The organism is Rhizobium sp. P1_C7 (assembly GCF_056406295.1).
In genome coordinates this window covers 40,327-63,161 of the sequence record NZ_JBFUAL010000008.1, presented here as the reverse complement: position 1 = coordinate 63,161, position 22,835 = coordinate 40,327, and the positions used below count along the sequence as shown (strand labels likewise).

Genomic DNA, 22,835 nt, shown 5'->3' with positions numbered 1-22,835 from the left:
TCGCATGATGCCTTTCAGGGGATATGTTCTAATGACGGTCAAGCAACTTGCCCCGGATACCGGGACTGACAACAGACAGCTGGCTGCGGTGAGGCGGTCATGAGTGTAAGGGAAGACAGCAGTATGGGTAAGGTAACAGGGTTTCTGGAAATCGACCGGCAGGTAGCGAAGTATCAGCCGGCGTCGGATCGTATCCGGCATTTCCGCGAATTCACGATCCCGATGTCGGACCCGGAAGTGCAGAAACAGGCGGCGCGCTGCATGGACTGTGGCATCCCCTATTGCCACGGACCGACCGGCTGCCCGGTGCACAACCAGATCCCGGACTGGAACGACCTCGTCTACAACAACAATTGGGAAGCGGCGATCCAGAACCTGCATTCGACCAACAATTTCCCGGAGTTCACCGGTCGCGTCTGCCCCGCGCCTTGCGAGGAGGCCTGCACGCTGAACCTCGAGGACACGCCGGTCGCGATCAAGACGGTCGAACAGGCGATCGCCGACAAGGCCTACGAGCTCGGCTTCATCCGTCCGCAACCGGCAACGGTTCACACCGGCAAGAAAGTGGCGATCATCGGGTCCGGTCCCGCCGGTATGGCGGCGGCCCAGCAGCTCGGCCGCGCCGGTCACGACGTCCATGTGTACGAGCGCGAGAGCAAACCGGGTGGCCTGCTGCGCTACGGCATTCCGGATTTCAAGATGGAGAAGAACTTCATCGACCGCCGCGTCGAGCAGATGAGCGGCGAGGGCGTGACCTTCCATTGCGGCGTTAACGTCGGTGTCGACGTGAAGGTCGAGCAGCTGCTCGCCGATCATGATGCGGTGCTTTACTGCGGCGGTTCCGAAACGCCGCGCGAAGCCGGCATTCCCGGCATCGAGCTCGCCGGCGTCCACGATGCGATGCCTTACCTCGTTCAGCAGAACAAGCGCGTCGGCCGCGAAAACATCGACAGCGTCGGCTGGGCCTCCGATCCGATCCTCGCAGGCGCCAAGCATGTGGTCGTGGTTGGCGGCGGCGATACGGCGTCCGACTGTGTCGGCACGGCGTTCCGTCAAGGTGCGGTGAAGGTCACACAGCTCGACATCCGCCCGCAGCCGCCGGAGAGGGAAGACAAGCTCGCCGTCTGGCCGTTCTGGGCAACGAAGATGCGCACTTCCTCCTCGCAGGCGGAAGGTGCCGTGCGTGAGTTCCAGGTTGCGACGCTCGAATTCGTCGGCGAAGACGGCGTGCTGACGGGCGTCAAGTGCTGCGAAGTCGACGAACGCCGCAAGCCGATATCAGGCACGGAATTCGTCATTAAGGCCGACCTCGCCTTCATCGCCATCGGCTTCAGCGGTCCGTTTACCGGCAGCGTTCTGAAGGAACTCGACGGCAAGCTTTCGCTCAACACCGACCGCCGCGGCTCGACCAATGTCGTTGCCAACGACCGCGACTACAAGACCTCGGTCGACAAGTTCTGGACGGCCGGCGACGTGCGCCGCGGCCAGTCGCTGGTGGTCTGGGCGATCCGCGAAGGCCGCCAGGCCGCCCGCTCCATCGACGAAGCCCTGATGGGCACGACGGTTCTGCCGCGATAAGCGTGAGTGATTGACCGGTGGATTGAATTGGGCCGCTTCGAGCGGCCCTTTCATTTTGCCGAGACTTCGGCTGCGGACTTCTTGGCCGGCATGCGGTAGTCGTCGACGCGGCCGGCCGGCGGGGGAGCCATTTCGCCATCCTGAACGAGCTTGTCGCGCGGCGATTTGGTCGTGCTCACGGGCAGCGCCGCGCCTCCGAGGAGGGCCATTCCGCCATCGAGGTTGGGATCGGAAAGGCTGATCGGATCGGTGTGGTCGGCGGAGTTCGATGACAGGTCGAGGCTCGGCATATTGCTGCTGTCGAGACGAACGAGGTCCGGGCTTGCCTGTATGCCCAGGATGCGTCGGGCAGGCTTTTCGACGTAGAAGGCAAGCTTGCGGCGACCCGCCTCGGTGAGGTTGATTCCGTCGGATGTTCGCAAGCGCACCTGCTGGCCGTTGATGTCGGAGCCCGTCAAGACGAAGTCGCCGTTCTCGCTGACGAAGCCGTCCCATACGTCGACGAATTCGCCGCCGACGCTTTCGACCTGCCTGCGATAGAGGAGGTTCATCTGGACCGCGTCGGCGGTCATCGCCGGCGAATCGAAGGCCGGCAATCCGACCCAAAGAAGCGGGATCTTGCGGCTGGTGACGTCCTTGCCGAAGTTCATCACCCTGCGTTGGTATTCGGCGTACCAGCCGTCGGTGCGGAACTTCTCCTTGCCGCCATCGGTCACCATCTGCTGGCGGTCGTTGGCGCCGAGCATGACAACCACCATAGCGGGCTTTGCTTCGTCCAGGAATTTGGTGAGCTGCGCCGGCCAATTGTAATAGTCGTCGCGAACCAGGCCGGAGGCGACGTTGCTGTGGGTCTCGATGAGGATGCCGGGCGAGTCCCGGAATGCCGCTTCCATGCCGACGCCCAGCCCGCCGGCCAGGAAGTCGCCGACGACGAGGATCTTCTGGGCGTTGTCGAGCTTCTGAACGACTTTCTCTTCGGGCGCGATAACAGGTGCAGCGCGGGGAGCTGTAACCACTGCCTTCTGTGGTGCCTTCTTCTTTCTCGGAATGGCCCGGGGTGCCGGAGCATACTCGTTGGGAGCCGGCGGATATTGATCGGCGTAACGGCGGCCGAAGAAGAAATCGAGGATGGACCGGCGCTGGTAGTAGCGCTCCTGGCCCTCGGCAACATGCACGGGAGGCAGCACGCCCGATGAAAACACCAGCGCGGCAGCGCAGAGGGCGCCCCAGCGGGCCGTGCCCCGTTTTACTCGTTTACGCATCGTCAGCAGCCTCGCATCTGACGGTATTTTCTCATGGAGCGGGACATGCGTCCACACCCCAAAACGCATAGCGCCAATCTACATCACTTGCGAAGTGCATTCAGCAGCGGCAACGATGGTTCGCCGTCCGCCTGCATGCCGAAGCGGCCCTGAACGACAGCGATAGCTGCCTTCGAACCGCTGCCGAAATTGCCATCGACTTCGCCGTCATAATAGCCGAGCGCTTTCAGCCGGGTCTGAAGCTCGAACTTCTCCTTGACGTCGAGCACGCCATCCGGACGCGGCCAGCGCTGCTTCATGCCGCCATAGCCGGCGATCTCGTCGGCGAGCAGCCCGACGGCAATCGCGTAGCTGTCTGACGCATTGTACCTCTTGATGGTGAAGAAGTTAGCGGTCATCAGGAAGCCGGGGCCGCTCGGGCCGGCCGGCATCTTGAGGACGGCGTTGCTGCCGCTGTCCTTGAAACCCTTGCCGCCTGGCCGGGTCACGCCCATGGCCGCCCATTGCGACAGCGTGTGGGTCTTGCCTACCTGCTTCAGGGCGCCTTGCGGAACAGTCACCTCGTATCCCCAGGTCTTGCCCGCATCCCAGCCGTTCTTCATCAGCAGATTGGCCGATGTGGCCAGGGCATCGGGCACGGAATTCCAGATATCGCGGTGGCCGTTGTTGTCGGCATCGACGGCGTAAAGCAGATAGCTCGTCGGTATGAACTGCGTATGGCCCATGGCGCCTGCCCAGGAACCGGTCATGCCATCAGGCGAGATGTCGCCGTTCTGAAGGATTTTCAACGCCGCGATCAGCTGCTTCTTGGCAAACTTGGCGCGGCGCTCGTCGGCATAGGCAAGGGTGGCCAGAGCACGCGGCACGTAGTGCAGCCTGTCGTCTTTAGCCAGAACTGCGCCGTAATTCGATTCCATCGACCAAATGGCGAGGAGAATCGATTTGTCGACGCCGAAGTGACGTTCGATCGCGTTCAACGTGGAGGCGTGTTTAGCGGCCATTTTGCGGCCGATCTGGACGGTGTAGGGATTTACACGGGAATCAATATAGTCCCATATTTTCGTTGTGAATTCAGGCTGATAGGCGGCCTTTTCCAGCACGGTCGGGTCCGGATCGGTCACACCTGAAAAGGCTTTGCTATAGGTTGCCTTGCTGATGCCACTTTGAGCGGCTGTTTGATAAAAGTCCGCGATCCATTTCTGGAACCGCTGATCGGCCTTCGCGTTAAGGGGGGCCAGACCGGCGGACGCGGTCACGATGAGTGCGAGAGCAAGACCACGAAGGGAGTATCTGTGATTTTGAGTCATCGGCGGTCATCCGTCCTTTTCGTTTCAGGCGCAGCAGAACGCGAGGTTCCGCTCAGGCCCGAGACTACCCGAACGGAGTCAACAAATTCTTTACCATGACGGACGAACACAGTCACCATTTGCAAAACTGTAGCAAATCTCATTTAGTCCAATCAAAAATGCCTTTTATTTCAAGCGGTGAAATCATCGCAGGAGGATTGTGTGGCAGAGCATAAAAAAGTTCGCAAAGCTGTATTCCCGGTTGCCGGCCTCGGCACTCGCTTTCTCCCGGCCACCAAAGCCGTTCCGAAGGAGATGCTGACGGTCGTCGACAAGCCGATTATCCAGTATGTCGTCGATGAAGCGTTGGAAGCCGGAATCGAGCACTTCGTCTTCGTCACCGGCCGTAACAAGCACATCATCGAAGACTATTTCGATATTCACTTCGAACTCGAGCAGACGCTGCGCGAGCGCAGCAAGAAGGCTGAGATCACGCTGCTTGCCGGCCAGCTTCCCAAGGCCGGTACGGTCAGCTTCACCCGACAGCAGGAACCGCTCGGCCTCGGCCATGCGGTGTGGTGCGCCCGCGAGATCATCGGCAACGAGCCCTTCGCCCTGTTGCTCCCCGATATGATCATGAAGAGTGAAGCCAAGGGCTGCATGAAGGGGATGATCGACCTTTACGCTCAGAGCGGCGGCAACATCGTTGCGGTCGAAGAGTGTGCCCCTGATCAAGCTCACAAATACGGTATCGTCGGCGTCGGCGATGCCATCGGCGACGGTTTCCATATTACCGACATGGTCGAAAAGCCCGCCAAGGGCACGGCACCATCCAACTTCTTCATCAATGGTCGCTACATCCTGCAGCCGGAGATCTTTAAGATCCTGGAGACGCAGGAGCGAGGTGCCGGCAACGAAATCCAGCTGACCGACGGCATGCTGAAGCTACTGAAGGATCAGGATTTCGCCGGCTATCACTTCCGCGGAACGACTTACGACTGCGGCGCCAAGGATGGTTTCATCCTTGCCAACGTGGCCTTTGCGCTCGAGCGTGCGGACATCCGTCCGACCGTCGAAGAAGGCTTCAAGGCGCTGCTCAAGACCCTCTGATCGCGTTAGATCAGGATGATTTTAGGGTCTGATCGACCTAAAATCTCAATACTGATCTGAACCATGAAGTTAGAGCGGGACGTTTCGCCTCCCGCTCTAGCGCTTGAGTTTGAGACCTACACCGGCTCGCCATTGCTGCGAGTCGGTGCCAGTCTTGCGCGACGTCAGTTCGTATCCCACCGTACTGGTCAGGTCGAGATAGCGGTTGATGTTCCAGGTCAGGCCGGCGCTTGTCGTGTAGACCGTTTCGTCGCTCGTCTGGCTATCCGACGGATAGTCGCGCAGTGTAATACCCCCCAGGAAAGTTCCGACCAGATTGTCGCGCAGCTGATGCGTGATTGCCGTCGTCAGTGCATGCGAGACGTAGCCGGAGTCGCCTGCGTTGGTCGACGGCTGGATGCTGGTCTGAACGCCGAAGTCGACGTCCGTTCCCCTGAGAGGCGACCAAAGCAGCCGGATATCGACCACGGCCGTATCGATATCGGCCAGGCGGTCGTCGTCAAAGGTGGCGATCTCGTAGCCCAGCCCGATTTCGCCGCGAAGCTTCTCTCCCATGTCCACTTCGATCCCGGCCATGGCGCCGTAGGAATTGCCGGAGCGGCGGTAGCCCGCACTATCCTCCGTTTCGTCGTAGTGGGTCTTCCCGACATTCGCCTCGATGAAGGGAATGAGCGCAGGCGACAGCTCATAGCCGATGCGGCCCCGAAGCGTGCCGCTCGTCTCATCGCGGTCGCTCAGCGAAACCGTCGTGCCGTCGGAAAGCGTTGCATCGGAGTAGATGGTCCGCGTCAGATCGATGCCGGTGCTGCCGCGCAGAATGCCGAAGTCGCGCTCGATGGAGCCGCCGGCGGTGAATTCCTGCACGTTGGATTGCTTGTCCGCATTCTGGATGGCGTTCGGATCGTCGGTGTCTTCGCGATAGAAATGGTAGCCGCCGACGATGTGGGCGGTCGTATCCTGCGGCAGGTCGAGCCGCAGATCGCCACCGATCCTGAAATCGGGCTGCTCCTCGCCTTCGCCACTGATGTTCTGCTGCCAGGCGCCCTGCGTCGTCACGATGAGCTGATGCAGCGCCCAGTCCGATGTCAGCGTCGTCAGCATGTCGGTTTCGAGGAACGCACGCGTCTCCTTGGTGTCGCCATCCCGCTGCGTTTCGGTGTTTATGCTCTGCGTGACGGTTGGGCGCAGAACGAAGGTGCCAATGCGAATGCCAGGCGTCTCCTCGGTCGTTAGGTTCCGCTCCAGCCTGCGGCTCGATCGGTCGTCAAGGGGTGCCTCGCGCGTGTTCAGGCGCAGCATGTCTTCATCGAGAATCGCGCCGGTGATCTCCTCGCTCGGTTGTAGATCGGCAGGGATCGATTGTTCATCTGCAGGTGTTGCCTGCCTTGCCCCGGCGTCGACGGGCTCCAGCGGCGACGCCGGCTCTTGCGGTTGCGCGCCGGTGTAGGCGCTGGCGCCGCCTGCAGAGGTGGATCCTGCCGTGGCCGCGGGATCTGCCGAACGCAGCTGCGCGGCTTGTGCGAGCGCGGGAAGGGGCGCTAGCGCGATGCCTGAGATCACCGAGCACACGGCAAGGCTCGCCGCGCGGAGCGGCGTCAGACTGCTCGTGTATTTCCAATGGCCCATCTATCCGTGCCCGGCATGCTTCGAAGTGTTACCCGAACGTAAAGTCTATTGCTGTTTTACACACACGGCGAAAATCCAATAAGTATGTGAAAACAAACAGAAAATGCGCTTCAGATGTATGCAGCGCATAATGCGCGGGAAACGTTATTTTATGGTTAATCCTTCGTAAAAAAAGAGCTGCTGTCCAACCAAGTCATTGCTCGCAATTCTAGACAATGGCAATATTATTCTCGCATTGATTGAACAAAAAGACATCAAACGCAATTAAAAGTATAGAGCAAGTCGACAACACGGACTTCGACAAGACGTTTCCAAGTGACAAATGCTGGCAAGCATGGAAGTGCCTGAACGAACGTCGATACGAAGTCGAAGTCCTCGGAATGTCCAGCGTGTAGGCCGCACAATGCTGCTAGTCACGGTGGAACAACGCGACAAACTTCTCCGCAACTATGACAACAAGGATGATGATCATATCCACGAACGCGCCGCATTGGCGCAGTGGCAAATGGGAACTTCTAGAAGTCCTGTCGAGCGTCAACCGTGCAGGCTATGCAGCGCGTGCTTGTTGCCGCGCTATGGCGTTCCTGGGGCATCCATGCGTCGGTATGAGTGCGGCTAGTAGCCGGCCTTTCGCCAACCAGCAGCACGCGCTTCTTCCTCCGAGCAGAACCAGCGTTCGTCGTATTGGGGCGATATCTTCGTGGCCTCGTAATAGTGCTGACCCGGCACGTGATAGATGCGCTCGCCGGAATTGATGCTGACATTGCCCTTGATATTGCAGCTCGTGCCTCGTTGGACGATCACGCCGTTGTCGATGATCATTGGCTGTGATGGTGGCGCAGCAAATGAATTCGCAATCGGAGCAGTCACCGAATCCGGTAGCACTGTATAGCCGCCGGCTCCCAAGAATGCCGCCACCGAACATAAACCCACAACCGCTGGAAACTTCATGTCTCACCCCTCGAAACCTCTCAGGGTTGTAACACGAGGCGTTTTAGCACCTCGTATATGAGATCGCTAAAATGCGCGGGATCTTCGTCATCGGGCAGGGGATTTCGCGCGCGCCCATTTTACTCGATAACCAAATGGCCGACGAGCCTTGACCCCAAGAAAAACCCATTGGGGAAGCCACGGCTATGCCAATAACCCCGATTGGGAATTCCCTCGGAAGGAGCGTTAGCGACCGCGAGGAGTCCGAGCGACCGGGTTTGAGTGCCAACGAAAAACGCGAAGCGAGGCGTCAGCCGCCGTTGAAGTACGGAGGAGTGGTAGGGGCATTGCGTCTATAGTCGCGAGTGGCTGACGACGCAAACTGTTGCCGGATAATTGCTGCTCTGTGCTCATACGAACATAGTGAGACCTTTGGTCTCACTATGTTCGTGCATTTTTCACCTCAGCGTAATTCCACCACGGTAACCATTCCTTGCCAAGGCAACACCGGGAACGCTGCCAACCGGGGCGATGGACTTGGCCGCCGAAAACCGCTAACGCATTGGACATGATCAGAAGAGCGGTAAATCTCATCGAAAATGGGGTGCTCGACTCGGCCAAGCGCACGATCGGCACCGAGAGGCGGGCACTCGAGGCTCTGGAAAGGGCACTAGAGGGTAATCTTGCTGAGCCATTCGCGCGGGCGGTTGAGGTCGCGGGCGCTATTTCGGGGCGCGTGATCGTCACCGGTGTCGGCAAGAGCGGCCATATCGGTGTGAAGATAGCGGCGACGCTCGCCTCTACAGGGACGCCCGCCTTTTTCATGCACGCCGCCGAGGCCAATCACGGCGATCTCGGCATGGTCGGAAGGGGCGACGTTGTGCTTGCGCTGTCGAAGGGTGGCGAGAGTGCCGAACTTCGAAACATAGTCGCCTATACGCGACGGTTCTCGATCCCGTTGATCGCGTTGACTTCGTCTGAAAAATCCTCGCTTGCATCGGCCTCGGACGTTGTTCTGCTGATGCCGAACGAGGAGGAAGCCTGTCCGCACGGCCTGGCACCGACGACGTCAACGATGCTGCAGCTTGCCATGGGCGATGCGCTGGCCATTGCGTTGCTCGAGGCGCGTGGCTTTACGGCGCGCGATTTTCACGTGTTCCATCCGGGCGGCAAATTGGGCGCCAGCCTCAGCCACGTCGCCGACATCATGCACACCGGCGAACGCGTGCCTTTGGCGCCGAAGGGCACGTCACTGCCGGAGGCGATTTCAACGCTTTCGCGCAAGCATTTCGGCTGCGTCGGTATTGTCGACGGTGACGGCCGGCTGTGCGGAATCGTCACGGAAGGCGATCTGGCGCGCAACCTGACGCGCAATCTGTCGGAACTGGCGGTCGACGACATCATGACCCGCACACCGAAGACGGTAAAGGCGACGGTCCTGGCGACCGCCGCTCTGGCGCTGCTGAACGAGCACAGCATCGGCGCGCTGATCGTCGTTGATGACGACAACCGGCCGGTCGGGCTCATTCACTTCCACGATCTGCTCAGGATCGGCGTCGCCTGATCAGGCCTCTTCGACCGTCAGGTCGCGGCCGTTGCTTGCGACGACTTTCACGCGCGCGCCGACCGGCAGGTCGGGGCCGCTGACACGCCACTGCGTATCATCGAGCCGAATGCGGCCGCGCCCCTCGTGGATGGGTTCGGCCAGGGTTGCGGTGCGGCCGACGAGGCTGGCGCTGCGCTGGTTCAGGAAGGGTTCGTCGGTGGTGTCGTGGCTGCGAGTTAATCGCCGGCCAATGAAGGTGGCTGCGACTGCAAGGGCGGCAAACAGGATCGCCTGCACTTGCCACAGCCAGAAGGTCTCGTTCCAGAATAGCAGCGAAAGCACGCCCACGGCGAGCGCCGCAAGGCCGATCCAGACGAGAAAGAAGCCGGGGGCGATCATTTCGGCGGCAAGCAGCACCAGTCCGGCGATCCACCAGCTCCAGGGTCCGAGCTCCGCGACGATGGCGGCGATCATCGCTCAGCTCTCCTGATTGGTGTTGAAGGGGTTGATCGGCGGCGTTGTGCGCGCCGGCACCGGGCGCGGGCGCGGCGGGGCAGGCGGCGTCGATGGATCGCCGAAGACTTCCCTGGCAATCGCGCCGATGCCGCTTAGCGAACTCAGAATGGACGAGGCTTCGATGGGCATGAGAACGACCTTGGAATTGCTTGCCGAACCGATTGCGGTCAGCGCTTCCGTGTATTTCTGTGCCACGAAGTAGTTGATCGCCTGGACGTCGCCGGCAGCGATCGCCTGCGACACCATCGTCGTCGCCTTGGCTTCGGCTTCGGCAAGGCGCTCGCGGGCCTCGGCGTTGCGGAAAGCGGCCTCGCGTTGGCCCTCGGCCTGCAGGATCGCCGACTGCTTGGCGCCCTCGGCACGCAGGATCTGCGCGTTTCTGGAGCCTTCGGCTTCGAGAACCTGGGCGCGTTTTTCACGCTCTGCCTTCATCTGTCGGGCCATCGCATCGACGAGGTCGCGCGGCGGCTGGATATCCTTGATCTCCACGCGTGTGACCTTGATGCCCCAAGGCTGGACGGCGTCATCGACGACGCGCAGAAGCCGGTCGTTGATCGCGTCGCGGTTCGACAGCAGTTCGTCGAGATCCATCGAGCCCATGACGGAGCGGATGTTGGTCATGGTCAGGTTGAGAATGGCATTTTCGAGATTGGAGACCTGATAGGCAGCCTGGGCGGCGTTCAGGATCTGGTAGAAGGAGACGGCATCGGCGGAAACGGAGGCGTTGTCCCTGGTGATCACCTCCTGGGTCGGCACGTTGAGGACCTGTTCCATGACGTTCAACCGGGCGCCGACGCGCTCGACAAAAGGCGTGATGATATTGAGGCCGGGTTCCAGCGTCCGGGTGTAGCGGCCAAAACGCTCGACCGTATAGCGATAGCCCTGCGGCACGGTCTTGATCCCGGCAAAGAGCACCAGAATGACAAAGACCACCAATGCGATCACGACAATGTCGAAGCCGCCGAAAACCATGAAACTCCCCCGCGATAGAATCGATTGACCACACCTTAGCGTAGACGACTTCAAACGCCAGCCTGCAGCGCCGCCGCCAATGGATCCTGCTTGATATATGGGTTTTCGATTGGCTCTTCACAACGGGAAGGGGCTGGCGTAAAAGGCGCCGTTATCCGGTCGCAGCCCACCCGGTCAAAACAAGGGACCCCATCATGAAGACTATCGTCATCTGCTCCGGCGGATTGGATTCGGTTTCGCTTGCCCACAAGGTCGCAGCGGAACAGCAACTCATCGGCCTTCTCTCCTTCGACTACGGCCAGCGGCACCGCAAGGAGCTGGATTTCGCCACGGCCTGCGCCAAACGGCTGGGAGTGCCGCACCAGATCATAGACATCCGCACCATCGGTCGGCACCTCACCGGCTCGGCACTGACGGACGATATCGACGTTCCCGACGGTCACTATGCCAAGGAAACGATGAAGGCGACCGTCGTTCCGAACCGCAACGCGATCATGTTGGCGATCGCTTTCGGCCTTGCCGCCGCGCAGAAGGCGGATGCGGTTGCCGTCGCCGTGCATGGCGGCGATCATTTCATCTACCCTGATTGCCGTCCCGGCTTCATCGATGCGTTCCAGGCGATGCAGAACCAGGCGCTCGACGGCTACGCCAGTGTTTTGCTCTACGCGCCCTACGTGAATATCTCCAAGGCCGACATCGTGACGGACGGGGTGAAGAGCGGTACGCCCTTTGCGAAGACATGGTCCTGCTACAAGGGCGGCGCTCGTCATTGCGGACGCTGCGGCACCTGTGTCGAGCGGCGCGAAGCCTTCCACCTGGCCGGCGTCGAAGACCCGACGGAGTACGACGACGCGGACTTCTGGGTCGCTGCGACGAGCGGCTTTTCGGCCGAAGAGGTGAAGTGATGTTCCGTATCACCAAGGAATTCCACTTCTCCGCCTCTCATCAGCTGACGCACCTGCCGGCCGAACATCAGTGCGCGCGCCTGCATGGGCACAACTACATCGTCGAAGTGGAGCTTTCGGCCGCTGAGCTGGACGACAACGGGTTTGTCCGCGACTATCACGAACTGGCGCCGCTCAAGCGCTATATCGACGACAGTTTCGACCACCGGCACCTGAACGATGTGCTCGGCCACGAGCGCGTGACGTCGGAATATCTGGCGAAGCACTTCTACGACTGGTGCAGGGAGCGCTTGCCCGAGACCTCGGCAGTGCGCGTCAGCGAGACGCCGAAGACATGGGCGGAATACCGGCCATGAGCCGGGGTGGCGAGGCGCCAATCCGCGTCAGCGAGATCTTCGGGCCGACGATCCAGGGGGAAGGGGTGCTGATCGGCCGGCCGACGGTGTTCGTCCGGACCGGAGGCTGCGACTACCGCTGTTCGTGGTGCGATACGCTACATGCGGTCGACAGCGACTACCGCGATCAATGGCTGCCCATGTCGGTGGACGAGATCTGGCACGAGGTCCGGCGGCTGTCCGGCGATGTGCCGCTGACGATCTCGCTTTCCGGCGGCAACCCGGCAATCCAGCCGCTTGGAGCTTTGATCGCGCATGGGCATGCGCAAGGCTACACATTCGCGCTGGAGACGCAGGGCAGCGTCGCCAAGGACTGGTTTGCCGATCTCGATACGCTGGTGCTGAGCCCGAAGCCGCCCTCAAGCGGCATGGAGACCGACTGGGCTGCCTGCGACGACTGTCTGCGCAGGGCGGCCGGCGGGCCGCAGGTCGCATTGAAGATCGTCGTCTTCGACGAAAGGGACTATGCCTATGCGCGCGATGCGGCTGCTCGTTACCCGCACCTGCCAGTCTACCTGCAGCCCGGCAACCACACGCCGCCACCGCCAGACGACGACGATGCCAGAATCGACATCGACGGGATCATGGACCGGATGTTGTGGCTTGTCGGCAAGGTGATGGAGGACAGGTGGTTTGCGGCGCGGGTATTGCCGCAATTGCATGTGCTTTTGTGGGGAAATCGACGCGGGGTGTGAGAGGTGTGGAGGGAGTGCCGTGCGGCCCCCCCAATCCGCCTGCTGCCACCTTCTCCCCGATGGGAGACGGGACTTATGGCAATTGCCCGTGCCTCACGTGCAACATTGTGCTGGTTGGCGAAAGGGTGCGGCATATCCCTTCTCCCATCGGGCAGAAGGCGGCCCGATGGGCCGGATGAGGGGCTGCACGGCAAGACACCAATCAAAAAACAAGCCATCGGCCCGAGGCTTTCAACACCTCGCTCTCAATCACGCCCAGCCGAGCAGTTCGCGGCGGATGACCTTCTCCAGGACACGCATGCCATCCTCGCTGTCGTTGAGGCAGGGGATGTGCGTGAACTTGTCCCCGCCGTTCTCGTGGAACGAATGGGCGGCCTGCTCGGCGATTTCCTCCAGCGTTTCCAGGCAGTCGGAGACGAAGCCGGGGTTGAGCACGGCGATCTTCTTGACGCCATTCTGCGCCAGCTTTTCCACCGTCTTGTCGGTGTAGGGCTGCAGCCACTCTTCCGGGCCGAAACGGGACTGGAAGGTGACCATGAACTGCTCCTTGGTCAGGCCGAGCCTTTCGCGCAGCAGCCGGCCCGTCTTTTGGCACTGACAGTGATAGGGATCGCCCTTCTGGAAGTAGGACATCGGGATGCCGTGGAAGGAGGCGAGGATTATCTCGGGTTCCCAGTCCACCGTCGCAAGATGCGTTGTTACCGAGTTTGCCAGCGCTTCGATGTAGGTCTCGTCGTCGTGATAGTCGGGGACGGTGCGCAGCGCCGGTTGCCAGCGCATCTTCAGGAGATGCTGGAAGGCCTTGTCGTTGACAGTCGCGGTCGTTGCTGCGGCATATTGCGGGTAGAGCGGGAAGAGCACGATCCGGTCGCAGCCGTCGTCCTTCAGCGCCTGGATGCGCGAGGGGATCGACGGGTTGCCGTAGCGCATCGCCCAATCGACCGTCACGTTCGGCAGGTCCTTGAGACGCTCGGCCATCAGGTCCGACTGACTGCGCGTGTAGGTGCGCAGATAGCTTTCGTCCTTGTCCTTGTTCCAGATGAGCTCGTAGGCCTTTCCGACTTTGCCCGGACGGGTGTTGAGCACGATCCCGAACAGGATCGGATACCACTTCCACGGGGACCACTCGATGACGCGCTTGTCGGTCAGGAACTCCTTGAGATAGCGGCGCATGGAGGCGTAGTCGGTGCCGTCGGGCGTTCCGAGATTAACGAGAAGGACGCCCACCTTGCCGAACTTCACAGTCGGATGGTCCGCCGGGCGGTGCGCAGTATCGATGCTCGTCATTTAAACCCCAATGCTCGTCGTCTCTGCCCGGCTCATACGAAGCCAAGCGCGGCTGGTTCACCCTATAAGAACAAAAGCCGGCCCGGGAAACCCCGGGCCGGCTCGGGCAGTCGAGACAAATCGTCTTACTTGGACGGAATCTGCAGCTCCTTGCCGATCGTCAGATGACGCGGCGTGGGCGTGCCGTTGGCTTCAGAGATCTTCTTCCAGAGAGTGCTGTCGCCATAGAATTGCTTGGCGAGATCCCAGAGGGTGTCGCCGGATGCGATGACATGGCTGGTGGGTGTGTTCGGCGCAAGCGCTGCGGGGGCCTCCGCCACCGGTGCAGAGGCAGGAGCCGCGGATGTTGTTGGCGCAGCGGGTGCCGCTGGCGCAGCCGGTGCTGTCGTCGCGGACGCCGCAATTTCGCTCACCCGACCGTCGGTGTAGGGCTTGTAGGGCGAATGCGCCGCGATGTAGTCCGCCGTTACGTCGGCGAGGTCGGGGCCGAAGTCGTAGGCGTTCTTGCCGGCTGTCGCGAAAACCGAATAGCCGTCGCCGCCGGCGCGCATGTAGTTGTTGGTGACGACGCCGTAGGTCTTCGCGTCGTCGAGCGGCACGAAGGCATCGCCTTCCCTGGCCTCGACGGAAACCAGACGGCTACCGGCCGGCCTGGACTTGTCGTAGCTGTACGTCAGGCCCGACACCTGCGGGAAACGGCCTGCGCCTTCCTCGATCTTGCCGAGGCCGTTCTCAAGAGCCTTGCGGATATCGGAGCCCGTCAGCTGGAATGTCGCCAGCGTGTTCTGGAAGGGAAGGACGCTGATGACTTCGCCCTGCGTGACGTCGCCGCCATCGATCGAGGCGCGCAGACCGCCGCCGTTCTGGATGGCGATGCTCATGCCCTGGCTCTTGCCGCGCTCGAGCATGGCGTCGGCGACAAGATTGCCCATCGAGCATTCCTTGACGCGGCAAACGGTCCGGTCGCCTTCGATCGGTCCTTCGGACGAACCGATGACCTTCTTGCGAAGCTCTTCGATCGGCTTGGCCAGCTCGGCGATGCGTGCGGTCATCGCGGGATCGGGCGTAAAGGAGGAATCGATTAGGATCGGATCGCCCTTGGCGCTCTTGACGACGCCGTTATCGTCGAAGTCTACGACGAGATCGCCGAGGTACTTGCTGTAGGACGCCGCCTGCACGACCGGCACCTTGTAGCCGCCGGGGTTGTCTACCATCGTCGGATACGGACCCTCGGCCTTCGGGTCGGTGTTCGATAGCAGGCTGTGCGAGTGGCCGCCAACGACGATATCGACATCCGGGATCTTGGCGATGGCCGAGAGATCGCGCGGATAGCCGACGTGGGTTAGCGCGATGATCTTGTTGACGCCCTGCTTCTTCAGGTCCTCGACGGCTGCCGTGATCGTCTGCACGTCGTCGGCAATCAGGACCTTCGGGCCGGGCGAGGAAATTTCTTCCGTATCGTTGGTCACGGCACCGACGATGCCGATCTTCTGGCCGCCGACTTCGAGCACCAGCGAGGGCTTGATGCGGTCTCCGAGCTTGGAGCCGTCTGCGGCGAGCACGTTGGCCGAGATGACCGGGAATTTGACCTTGTCGAGGAAGGTCGCCAGGCCGTCTTCGCTATCATCGAACTCGTGGTTGCCGACGGTCATGACGTCGAACTTCATCTCGTTCAGGAACTCGGCTTCGGCGGCGCCCTTGTAGGTCGTGTAGAAGAGCGAGCCCTGGAAATTGTCGCCGGCGTTGAGAAGCAGGACGTTCTGGCCCGAGAGTGCTGCGCGCCGCTGGTCGATCGCGGTCTTCAGGCGGGCGGCACCGCCGAAGCACTCCTTCTTGCCTTCCTCCTCGGCCGAGCAGGTGGAATCGAACTTGTTGATCGCCTCGATGCGCGAATGGAAATCGTTGATATGCAATATATTGAGCTGGTAGTCGGCAAAGGCGGCACTGCTCGACAGCGCCAGCACCGAGGCGGTCAGCAGACTGAATTGAAATGACTTCGTCATATTGTTCTCCTGGATTTATAGGCGAAGTCTGTACCCCGCACCCCGCCGTCCCTACGCTATCGATGTTTCCACTAAGCACTAGTGGCCGCAAGAGAAAAAGCTGTGACAGCGGGCACCCTTTCCAAGGGCGTAAACAAAAAAAGCTCCCGCGAGGGGAGCTTTTCGAGGGAACCTGACGTTCCTACATGTGGCGGTTCAGCGTGAATTGCGATCCTGCATCCGAGGTGCAGTTCAGCTGGCTCTGTGTCACCAGAGCGCAATTGACCTTGGATTGGGTTTTGCGAACCAACGAGGTCATGTTGATCTCAACCAGCGACGGCGAGGTCTTCACGTAGGTGCCGGACGCCAGCAGCTGGTTGCTGTCTGTCGTCCGGGTCGTGAAGGTGCCGGCCTGGAATGTGGAGATGATGCCGTTCGGATCCGCCCAGGAGCCTTCCACACCCGATGGTGCCGGATTCGCGGCGACCGGCACGGCGCGTGGCGACGGCGAAACACAGGCTGCAAGAGCCGCGCAGGCGCCGACGAGGACAACGAGGGTTTTGATTTTCATAAGCTTCTCCCGGGGATTTCGGAACGAAAACTATCCGTGTGGTTGCGAAAAACATGGCGCGGGCTGTCGGGGAAGGCAAGGCTCCAGGGGAGCGAGACGGCATTTTATACAGCAAGCGTTACAAAAATGCCCGCCTTGCGGCGGGCATTTTCGAGGCAGGTTCAGGCAGCGTTCAGCGAACGAGGATGTTCTTGAACTGCCACGGATCCTTGGTGTCGATGTCCTCGGGAAACAGGCCCGGACGACCGTCGAGCGGGGTCCAGTCGGTGTAGTGGCCCTCGACCGGGCCGAGATACGGCGTCTGCACTTCGAGGCAGCGCTTGTAATCGATCTCGTCGGCTTCGACGATGCCGGCCTTCGGGTTTTCGAGCGCCCAGACCATGCCGGCGAGAACGGCGGAGGTCACCTGCAGGCCCGTTGCGTTCTGGTAAGGCGCGATGCGGCGTGTCTCTTCAAGCGACAGGCGCGAGCCGTACCAATAGGCATTCTTTTCGTGGCCGTAAAGCAGCACGCCCAATTCATCGACGCCGTCTTCCAGCTCGTCCTCGTTGAGAACATGGTGAACCGGCTGGGCGGTGCCGCCGTTGCCGAACATCTCATGCAACGACAGGACCGCGTCGTTTGCCGGATGGTAGGCGTAGTGGCAGGTCGGGCGGAAGGTGACTTCACCGTCCTTGTCGCGCACCGTGAAGTAGTCGGCGATCGAGATGGATTCGTTGTGGGTGACGAGGAAGCCGTATTGCGGGCCGGGGGTCGGGCACCAGGTGCGAACGCGCGTGTTGGCGCCCGGCTGTTCCAGGTAGATCGCCGCCTTGTTGCCCTTCTTGTGCTTCTTGGCGTTCTTCGGCATCCACTCTTCGTGCGTGCCCCAGCCGAGTTCGGCCGGCTGCAGACCTTCGGAGATGAAGCCTTCGACGGACCATGTGTTCCAGAAGACGTCGAGCGGTTTGGGATGCTTGGTGCGCTGGGTGTCGCGCTCGGCGATGTGTACGCCCTTGACGCCGACCTTCTTCATCAGCTTCGCCCAGCCTTCGCGGTCGTGCTGATCCGGCTCGTCAAACTTCACGCCGATCTCGTTGGCGAGGTTGACGAGTGCCTGCTTGACGAACCACGACACCATGCCCGGATTTGCACCGCAGGTGGAAACCGCGGTCGCGCCGCCCGGGTTCTTCTTCTTCTCGTGGCGAACGGTTTCGCGCAGCGCATAGTTGGTGCGGTCGGCGTTCTTCATGCTCTTGTCGAAATAGAAGCCGAGCCAAGGCTCGACGACGGTATCGATATAGAGCACGTCGAGCTTGCGGCAGAGCTTCATCAGGTCGAGAGAGCCGGTGTCGACCGAGAGGTTGACGCAGAAGCCCTGGCCTTCGCCTTCCGTCAGGAGCGGCTTCAGCAGGTCCTTGTAGTTGTCCTTGGTCACATATTCCTTGATGTGACGGACGCCGTGCTTCTTCAGGATCTCCATGTCGGAGGGCTCTTCGCGCGGGTCGATGACGACCAACCGGCTCTTGTCGAACTTGAAGTGGCGCTCGATCAGGGGCAGCGTGCCGCGGCCGATGGAGCCAAAGCCGATCATCACGATCGGACCGGTAATTTCGGCATGTACCGGGTGGGTCTGTTCCGTCATTCTTTTCTCCTGTGGAAGGCGACGAAGGCGATAGGCCTTAACAAACATCTGAAATGGCGCAAAATACTGCGAGGTTGAGCGGCTCTAACCACAAAACGCCGTCACAATAAAGAGTGTTCGGGGGAAGAACGCAAATATCAGGTGGGCGAGAGCGGGTTCGCGAGCTCGCGCAGCTTGGCCGCAAGCTCGGTTTTCTGCACGGTCAGGCCCTTGCAGGCGGTCTGGTCGCTGTCGAGCCCTTCGAGTTGGGCTGCGAAGCATGCAGCGAGTGCTGCGGCGTTCGGGTGGTGGGCGATCGCGGGAGATAGACGCGGAGGGTGAAGAGGATATCGCCCGAGGCAGCTTGCGCAGCGTCTGTCGCTCGACGCGGGCCAAGCGTTCGGCGAGCGTAAAGGCCTCGACTTGCGGCGGACGGCGGTGCTTGGACAGCGGCAGGAAGAGCTCGCCGGTCGTATTGACGGACCAGTTCATTCGCTCGACCGGCTGGGTGACCTGGAGATTGTCGAAGATGCGAGTGGTGACGGCGGCATTGCGGGTGCCTTCGCCAAAGCCCGGCACATCGGCGTGAAGCCATACTGGCCGTCGATGCCCGCGTGGCGGGAATCCCGGGGTTCCGATCGCGAGACTTCAGCCTTCCGAAATCGATATCCGCAAAATCCGATGCCCCCCGGAAAAGGGCGCTTAGCGCGCCGGTGTTCCCTGATGGAAGACCATGCGCCAGACGCCATCGGCATCGTGGCGCCAGATGGAGCTGCGGAGCGAGCGGGCCGGTGCGGTGTCGGGGGCGGTGCGCTCGGAGCGGTAGGTAACAAGCATCACGTCGGGTGCCAGCGGCTGGAGCTCGAAGTCGGCAAGCCTGCGGGTCGTCCCGTCCGCCGGTTCCTGCAGCAGGGCGGCGACGATCTCGTCGAACATATAGAGGCGACCCGAGCTGCCGATCTCGCGGAAATCGGGCGAGAGCAAGCATTCCAGCGAACTGCGCGTGTTGCGCACCTGTTGGTCGAACAGCTTCTCTTCCAGAGACAGGAGACGCGCGCGCAGGTGGTCTGTGCCGTCAATCACTGCTTCAGCCTTTCAAAATACCCAATCCCTCAGCCGTCGTGGTGATTGCGACCTCGGTGATGTCGTATCGTGCAACGCCATGGATCGTGAAGGGGTCGGCCGCCACATAGGCTTCGATTTCGGCGCGTTCGCCCACTGCGAAAACCACGCCGCCGGTGCGTGGGACCTTGCGGCCGGAGGCGAGGAACCAGCCCTTGGCATAGCCTTCTTTGACCCAGGCCATATGCGGCTCCATGTGCTTGTCGGCTTCCTCGTTCGGCTTCACATAGGTCAGGGCGAGGATGAACATCGCTGCGGTTCCTTTCAGGGCGTTTCGTTCCGATACATTTGAGTATTCAATTGTCCCCGAACCATCCATCTTCTTTTTAGGTTTCCGCTCCAAAGTGCGAATCGTTCTTTTTCAGCACGCCCGGAACAATCGGATGACCCAGATATCGGAGCGACTTGCCGAGTTGCAGGAAAATAGTGCCGTCCTGATCGCGCTTTATGATCAGGACGACCGGCTGCGTTATGCAAACGCCGCTTTCCGCGCCACCTTCGCGCTAGAGCCAGACGAGTGCCCTTTTTGGGCGGAACTTATGCGACGCAATACCAAGGCGGGAAAAGGCACGATCATCCGTGCGGCCGACTTCGAGACCTGGCTTGTTTCCGCGCAATCGCGCCGCGGAAAGCTGCCGTTTCGCGCGTTCGAGACCGATGTGACCGGCGGGCGCTGGCTGTGGATGACGGAGACCGTCCAGCGCGACGGATGGATGCTGTGCATCGCCAGCGACATCACGCATCTGAAGGCGAGCGAACGTGACATCAGGCAGGATCGCGACTTCGCGCTGCGGGCCTCGCAGACGGACGAGCTGACTAGCATCTCCAACCGCCGATTCATGATGGCGGCGCTGGACAGCATGATCGAGCGCCAGACATCGGCGCAGGCCGCCGGAGGCTGCATCTGCATCATCGACCTGGATTTCTTCAAACGCATCAATGACTTGTACGGCCACCAGGCCGGCGACGACGTGCTCGTCGATTTTGCCCACCGCGTGCATCCGCTCGTCCGCCGCCGCGACAGCTTTGGCCGCATCGGAGGCGAGGAGTTCATGCTGATCCTGCCGGATACGACGCTGTCGCAAGGCGAGTTGATCGTTGATCGCATACTGTCCACGGTGCGGGACGCCCGGCCGATCCGCACGGCGCCCAGTTTCTCCTACACATGCTCGGCAGGGCTTGCCGAACTGCACGCAGGCGAGACTGCGCGCGAACTTTACGCGCGCGCCGACGAGGCGCTCTACCATGCCAAGCAGAGTGGTCGCGATCGATTGAGGATCGTCGCTTAAAGCAGGGAATACAAAAAATGTAGCGGCTTTCGCCTGAAATCCGGCACTAGACTTGCGATCTAGGTGACGAGGGTTGCGGCGATCAAACCGCGCAGGGAGTTGCCGACGTGAAGGCTGCCGACCCGCAGCTCTTGCACCGAGATGCGGCCGACGCGGGCCTTGCGCTGACAGATGAGTTCGGTGCGGAGCACGCCAGCAAGCAAGCCGCAGGAAATCGGAGGTGTCCGGAGGATACCGGAACCGTCGTCAAGGAAGACCGAGGTAATCGTCCCCTCGCATACCTCGCCGCGCTGGTTGAGCATGATGACTTCGTCGGCGTCCGAAGAAGCATATTCGGCGCGGGCAGCGTCATAGACAGCCCGGTTGGTCGTTTTCACCCGCAGCAGCTTGTCGTTCGAATCAAGGCGGGAATTTGCGATGCGCACCGTCCACAGCGTATCGGCGGGAAGTCGTGCGAAGGGCGCGGTGGTTACCTCCATGCGTCCCTGTCGATCGAGCGTCAAGCGGACGCGCAACGTCTGGGAAGCGCCGTTCACCGCTTCGCTGAGTGTCGCGGCGGCGGACACCGGCTCGGGAAAACCGACCCGGCGAGCAGAACGGGTGAGGCGGGCAAGATGAAGGCGCAGGCGGATGAAGCCGGCGTCCGGCTCGAAGCACAGCGTTTCGATCAGCGAAAAGCCAGTCATCCCGCGATCTCCTGATCGTCCGCGATCTCCTGATCGCCGACAGCGAAGCGGGCCTTGAGGAGACATTCTTCGTATTCGGCCTCGGCGGTGGAATCGAAGACGATGCCGCCGCCGACGTTGAAGATCGCCTTGCCGTCGTCGAAAAGGCTGACGGTGCGGATGGCGACGGAAAAGCGCATGGCGCCATCTGGCGAGATCATGCCGATCGCACCGCAATATGCATCGCGCTGGGTGTCCTCCAGTTGGTGCAGGATCTGCATGGCGCTGATCTTGGGGGCGCCGGTCACCGAACCGCAGGGAAACAGGGCGGAGAAGATATCGCGGATCGAGAGATCGGGGAGGAGCCTCGCCTGGACATGGCTCACCATCTGGTGGACGGTCGGATAGGTCTCGATGTCGAAGAGTTTCGGAACGTCGAGCGTGCCGACCTCGGTGATCCGGGAGATGTCGTTGCGCAGGAGATCGACGATCATGCGGTTTTCGGCCTGCGTCTTGATGTCGTGACGCATGGCCTCGATGATCTCGGCGTCCTCGGCAGCGCTGGCGCCGCGCTTGGCGGTGCCCTTCATCGGATGCGTCTCGATCCAGCCGGTACTGTCGGTGCGGAAGAAGAGCTCGGGAGAGCGGGAAAGGATCACAGGCCCGCCGAGATCGACGAGGGCGCCGTATTTTACCGGCTGGCGCTCGATCAGCGCCCAGAAGGCGGCACGGGGGTCGCCGCTCCAGCGGGCGGTGACAGGCATGGTGAGATTGGCCTGGTAGCAATCGCCCTGTCTGAGGTGCCAGTGCAGGCGATCGAAGCGCTCTTTATATGTCGGGAAGTCCCAGGCGGCCTTCGGGGCTGTCAGGAATTCCTCATTTTCATGACGCTGCGCTGGTTGGGCCAGCGGATGGCCGTCGGCCTGCGGCGTGTCGAAGACGCCGAAGCAGAGGAGCGGGGTCAGCCTGTCCTCCACCGCGAAGGCAGAGAGCTTTTCCTCGAAAAGATACCCGGCCTCATAGGCCATGTAGCCCGCCAGCCATTTGCCGGCGGCCCTGGCTTCCTCCATTCGGGCGAGCGCGGCGAAGAATTCGGCGTGCGTCCTCGCAATGATGATCTCCGCTGGATTGGCGAATAGCATCACTTGCCCGGTGGCGTCGTCCCGGAAGAGCGCATAGGGCTGCCTGTTGGTCATGTCGATACTTGCGCCCCGTGCGGCGTGGTTCGCGGTGCTCCTCTTCTCCCAAGCGGGGAGAAGATGCCCGGAGGGCGGATGAGGGGGTGGAACGACGCGACGAGCAGCAGCTTGTTCAGCGAGGATGTGCCGTGTGGCCCGCTCATCCGCCTGCCGGCACCTTCCCCACGACGGGGAGAAGAGAGACGTGGCCGCCGCCTCATTCCTGTGTCCATCATCGCTGTGCTTGTCACAGGAATCCAGGCACGGCGCTTCTGCGCCGTCAATGATGTCACTCGTCGCAAAGTGCCTCCCATGTC

21 protein-coding genes and 1 pseudogene are annotated in these 22,835 nt (G+C 61.3%); 7 read left to right on the top strand and 15 right to left on the bottom strand.

The window, feature by feature from the left end; translation table 11 throughout:
• The first annotated feature begins 123 nt into the window (after positions 1 to 123).
• A complete protein-coding gene (locus AC1D2R_RS14365; protein ID WP_477967944.1) occupies positions 124 to 1,578 on the top strand; it encodes a glutamate synthase subunit beta in 1,455 nt (484 codons plus the stop codon).
• Between the two features lie 50 nt (positions 1,579 to 1,628).
• Here AC1D2R_RS14365 and AC1D2R_RS14360 read toward each other — a convergent pair whose 3' ends face one another.
• Positions 1,629 to 2,840 (bottom strand): SGNH/GDSL hydrolase family protein, encoded by a 1,212-nt coding sequence (locus AC1D2R_RS14360; RefSeq protein WP_477967943.1) that lies wholly within the window; start codon positions 2,838 to 2,840, stop codon positions 1,629 to 1,631.
• An 83-nt stretch (positions 2,841 to 2,923) separates the two neighbouring features.
• Positions 2,924 to 4,147, bottom strand: coding sequence for a lytic murein transglycosylase (locus tag AC1D2R_RS14355; RefSeq protein WP_477967942.1), 1,224 nt, complete (start codon positions 4,145 to 4,147; stop codon positions 2,924 to 2,926).
• 201 nt (positions 4,148 to 4,348) lie between these two features.
• On the opposite strand from AC1D2R_RS14355, the gene galU reads away from it, so the two are divergent.
• Positions 4,349 to 5,236 carry a UTP--glucose-1-phosphate uridylyltransferase GalU gene (gene galU / locus AC1D2R_RS14350; RefSeq protein ID WP_477967941.1) on the top strand — a complete coding sequence of 296 codons (888 nt, stop codon included), beginning with the start codon at positions 4,349 to 4,351 and terminating at the stop codon, positions 5,234 to 5,236.
• Positions 5,237 to 5,332: 96 nt separating this feature from the next.
• Here galU and AC1D2R_RS14345 read toward each other — a convergent pair whose 3' ends face one another.
• Together AC1D2R_RS14345 and AC1D2R_RS14340 are read right to left on the bottom strand one after the other, a co-directional pair.
• A complete protein-coding gene (locus tag AC1D2R_RS14345) occupies positions 5,333 to 6,862 on the bottom strand; it encodes an outer membrane beta-barrel protein (protein WP_477967940.1) in 1,530 nt (509 codons plus the stop codon).
• Between the two features lie 615 nt (positions 6,863 to 7,477).
• Entirely contained in the window at positions 7,478 to 7,813 is a 336-nt protein-coding gene (locus AC1D2R_RS14340) for a sunset domain-containing protein (protein ID WP_477967939.1), read from the bottom strand.
• Between the two features lie 547 nt (positions 7,814 to 8,360).
• Here AC1D2R_RS14340 and AC1D2R_RS14335 point away from each other — a divergent pair.
• Positions 8,361 to 9,356 carry a KpsF/GutQ family sugar-phosphate isomerase gene (locus tag AC1D2R_RS14335; RefSeq protein ID WP_477967938.1) on the top strand — a complete coding sequence of 332 codons (996 nt, stop codon included), beginning with the start codon at positions 8,361 to 8,363 and terminating at the stop codon, positions 9,354 to 9,356.
• Here AC1D2R_RS14335 and AC1D2R_RS14330 read toward each other — a convergent pair whose 3' ends face one another.
• Together AC1D2R_RS14330 and AC1D2R_RS14325 are read right to left on the bottom strand one after the other, a co-directional pair.
• The gene (locus AC1D2R_RS14330; RefSeq protein WP_477967937.1) at positions 9,357 to 9,812 is read right to left on the bottom strand and encodes an NfeD family protein; all 456 of its coding nucleotides are present in this window, start codon (positions 9,810 to 9,812) and stop codon (positions 9,357 to 9,359) included.
• Between the two features lie 3 nt (positions 9,813 to 9,815).
• Positions 9,816 to 10,826 carry an SPFH domain-containing protein gene (locus AC1D2R_RS14325; protein WP_477967936.1) on the bottom strand — a complete coding sequence of 337 codons (1,011 nt, stop codon included), beginning with the start codon at positions 10,824 to 10,826 and terminating at the stop codon, positions 9,816 to 9,818.
• Between the two features lie 194 nt (positions 10,827 to 11,020).
• On the opposite strand from AC1D2R_RS14325, the gene queC reads away from it, so the two are divergent.
• Genes queC through queE form a run of 3 tightly spaced genes read left to right on the top strand, consistent with a single transcriptional unit; the run spans position 11,021 to position 12,821 of the window.
• Complete coding sequence (gene queC / locus AC1D2R_RS14320) at positions 11,021 to 11,731, top strand: 7-cyano-7-deazaguanine synthase QueC (RefSeq protein ID WP_477967935.1); 711 nt, start codon at positions 11,021 to 11,023, stop codon at positions 11,729 to 11,731.
• Complete coding sequence (queD, locus tag AC1D2R_RS14315; protein WP_477967934.1) at positions 11,731 to 12,087, top strand: 6-carboxytetrahydropterin synthase QueD; 357 nt, start codon at positions 11,731 to 11,733, stop codon at positions 12,085 to 12,087. The genes queC and queD overlap by 1 nt, the downstream gene beginning before the upstream one ends.
• Entirely contained in the window at positions 12,084 to 12,821 is a 738-nt protein-coding gene (queE, locus tag AC1D2R_RS14310) for a 7-carboxy-7-deazaguanine synthase QueE (protein ID WP_477967933.1), read from the top strand. The genes queD and queE overlap by 4 nt, the downstream gene beginning before the upstream one ends.
• Before the next feature lie 249 nt (positions 12,822 to 13,070).
• On the opposite strand, the gene hemH is transcribed toward queE, so the two are convergent.
• The 7 genes and pseudogenes from hemH to AC1D2R_RS14275 form a co-directional block, all read right to left on the bottom strand.
• A complete protein-coding gene (hemH, locus tag AC1D2R_RS14305; RefSeq protein WP_477967932.1) occupies positions 13,071 to 14,108 on the bottom strand; it encodes a ferrochelatase in 1,038 nt (345 codons plus the stop codon).
• Between the two features lie 125 nt (positions 14,109 to 14,233).
• On the bottom strand, positions 14,234 to 16,111 hold the full coding sequence (locus AC1D2R_RS14300; RefSeq protein ID WP_477967931.1) for a 5'-nucleotidase C-terminal domain-containing protein: 1,878 nt from the start codon (positions 16,109 to 16,111) through the stop codon (positions 14,234 to 14,236).
• Between the two features lie 181 nt (positions 16,112 to 16,292).
• A complete protein-coding gene (gene omp10, locus AC1D2R_RS14295) occupies positions 16,293 to 16,661 on the bottom strand; it encodes an outer membrane lipoprotein Omp10 (RefSeq protein ID WP_477967930.1) in 369 nt (122 codons plus the stop codon).
• Between the two features lie 172 nt (positions 16,662 to 16,833).
• Complete coding sequence (locus tag AC1D2R_RS14290; RefSeq protein ID WP_477967929.1) at positions 16,834 to 18,285, bottom strand: homospermidine synthase; 1,452 nt, start codon at positions 18,283 to 18,285, stop codon at positions 16,834 to 16,836.
• A gap of 137 nt (positions 18,286 to 18,422) precedes the next feature.
• Positions 18,423 to 18,855: pseudogene (locus AC1D2R_RS14285) on the bottom strand (heme-dependent oxidative N-demethylase subunit alpha family protein); the annotation flags it as partial.
• A 111-nt stretch (positions 18,856 to 18,966) separates the two neighbouring features.
• Positions 18,967 to 19,347: a nuclear transport factor 2 family protein gene (locus AC1D2R_RS14280; protein WP_477967928.1), complete on the bottom strand. Its 381-nt coding sequence runs from the start codon at positions 19,345 to 19,347 to the stop codon at positions 18,967 to 18,969.
• Between the two features lie 4 nt (positions 19,348 to 19,351).
• Complete coding sequence (locus AC1D2R_RS14275) at positions 19,352 to 19,636, bottom strand: YciI family protein (protein ID WP_477967927.1); 285 nt, start codon at positions 19,634 to 19,636, stop codon at positions 19,352 to 19,354.
• Between the two features lie 133 nt (positions 19,637 to 19,769).
• On the opposite strand from AC1D2R_RS14275, the gene AC1D2R_RS14270 reads away from it, so the two are divergent.
• Positions 19,770 to 20,675 carry a GGDEF domain-containing protein gene (locus AC1D2R_RS14270; RefSeq protein WP_477967926.1) on the top strand — a complete coding sequence of 302 codons (906 nt, stop codon included), beginning with the start codon at positions 19,770 to 19,772 and terminating at the stop codon, positions 20,673 to 20,675.
• 59 nt (positions 20,676 to 20,734) lie between these two features.
• Here the strand turns inward: AC1D2R_RS14270 and AC1D2R_RS14265 are convergent, their stop codons facing one another.
• Together AC1D2R_RS14265 and AC1D2R_RS14260 are read right to left on the bottom strand one after the other, a co-directional pair.
• The gene (locus tag AC1D2R_RS14265) at positions 20,735 to 21,361 is read right to left on the bottom strand and encodes an aminotransferase class IV family protein (protein WP_477967925.1); all 627 of its coding nucleotides are present in this window, start codon (positions 21,359 to 21,361) and stop codon (positions 20,735 to 20,737) included.
• Entirely contained in the window at positions 21,358 to 22,536 is a 1,179-nt protein-coding gene (locus AC1D2R_RS14260; protein ID WP_477967924.1) for an aminodeoxychorismate synthase component I, read from the bottom strand. Before AC1D2R_RS14260 ends, AC1D2R_RS14265 begins: the two co-directional genes overlap by 4 nt.
• Between the last annotated feature and the right edge of the window lie 299 nt (positions 22,537 to 22,835).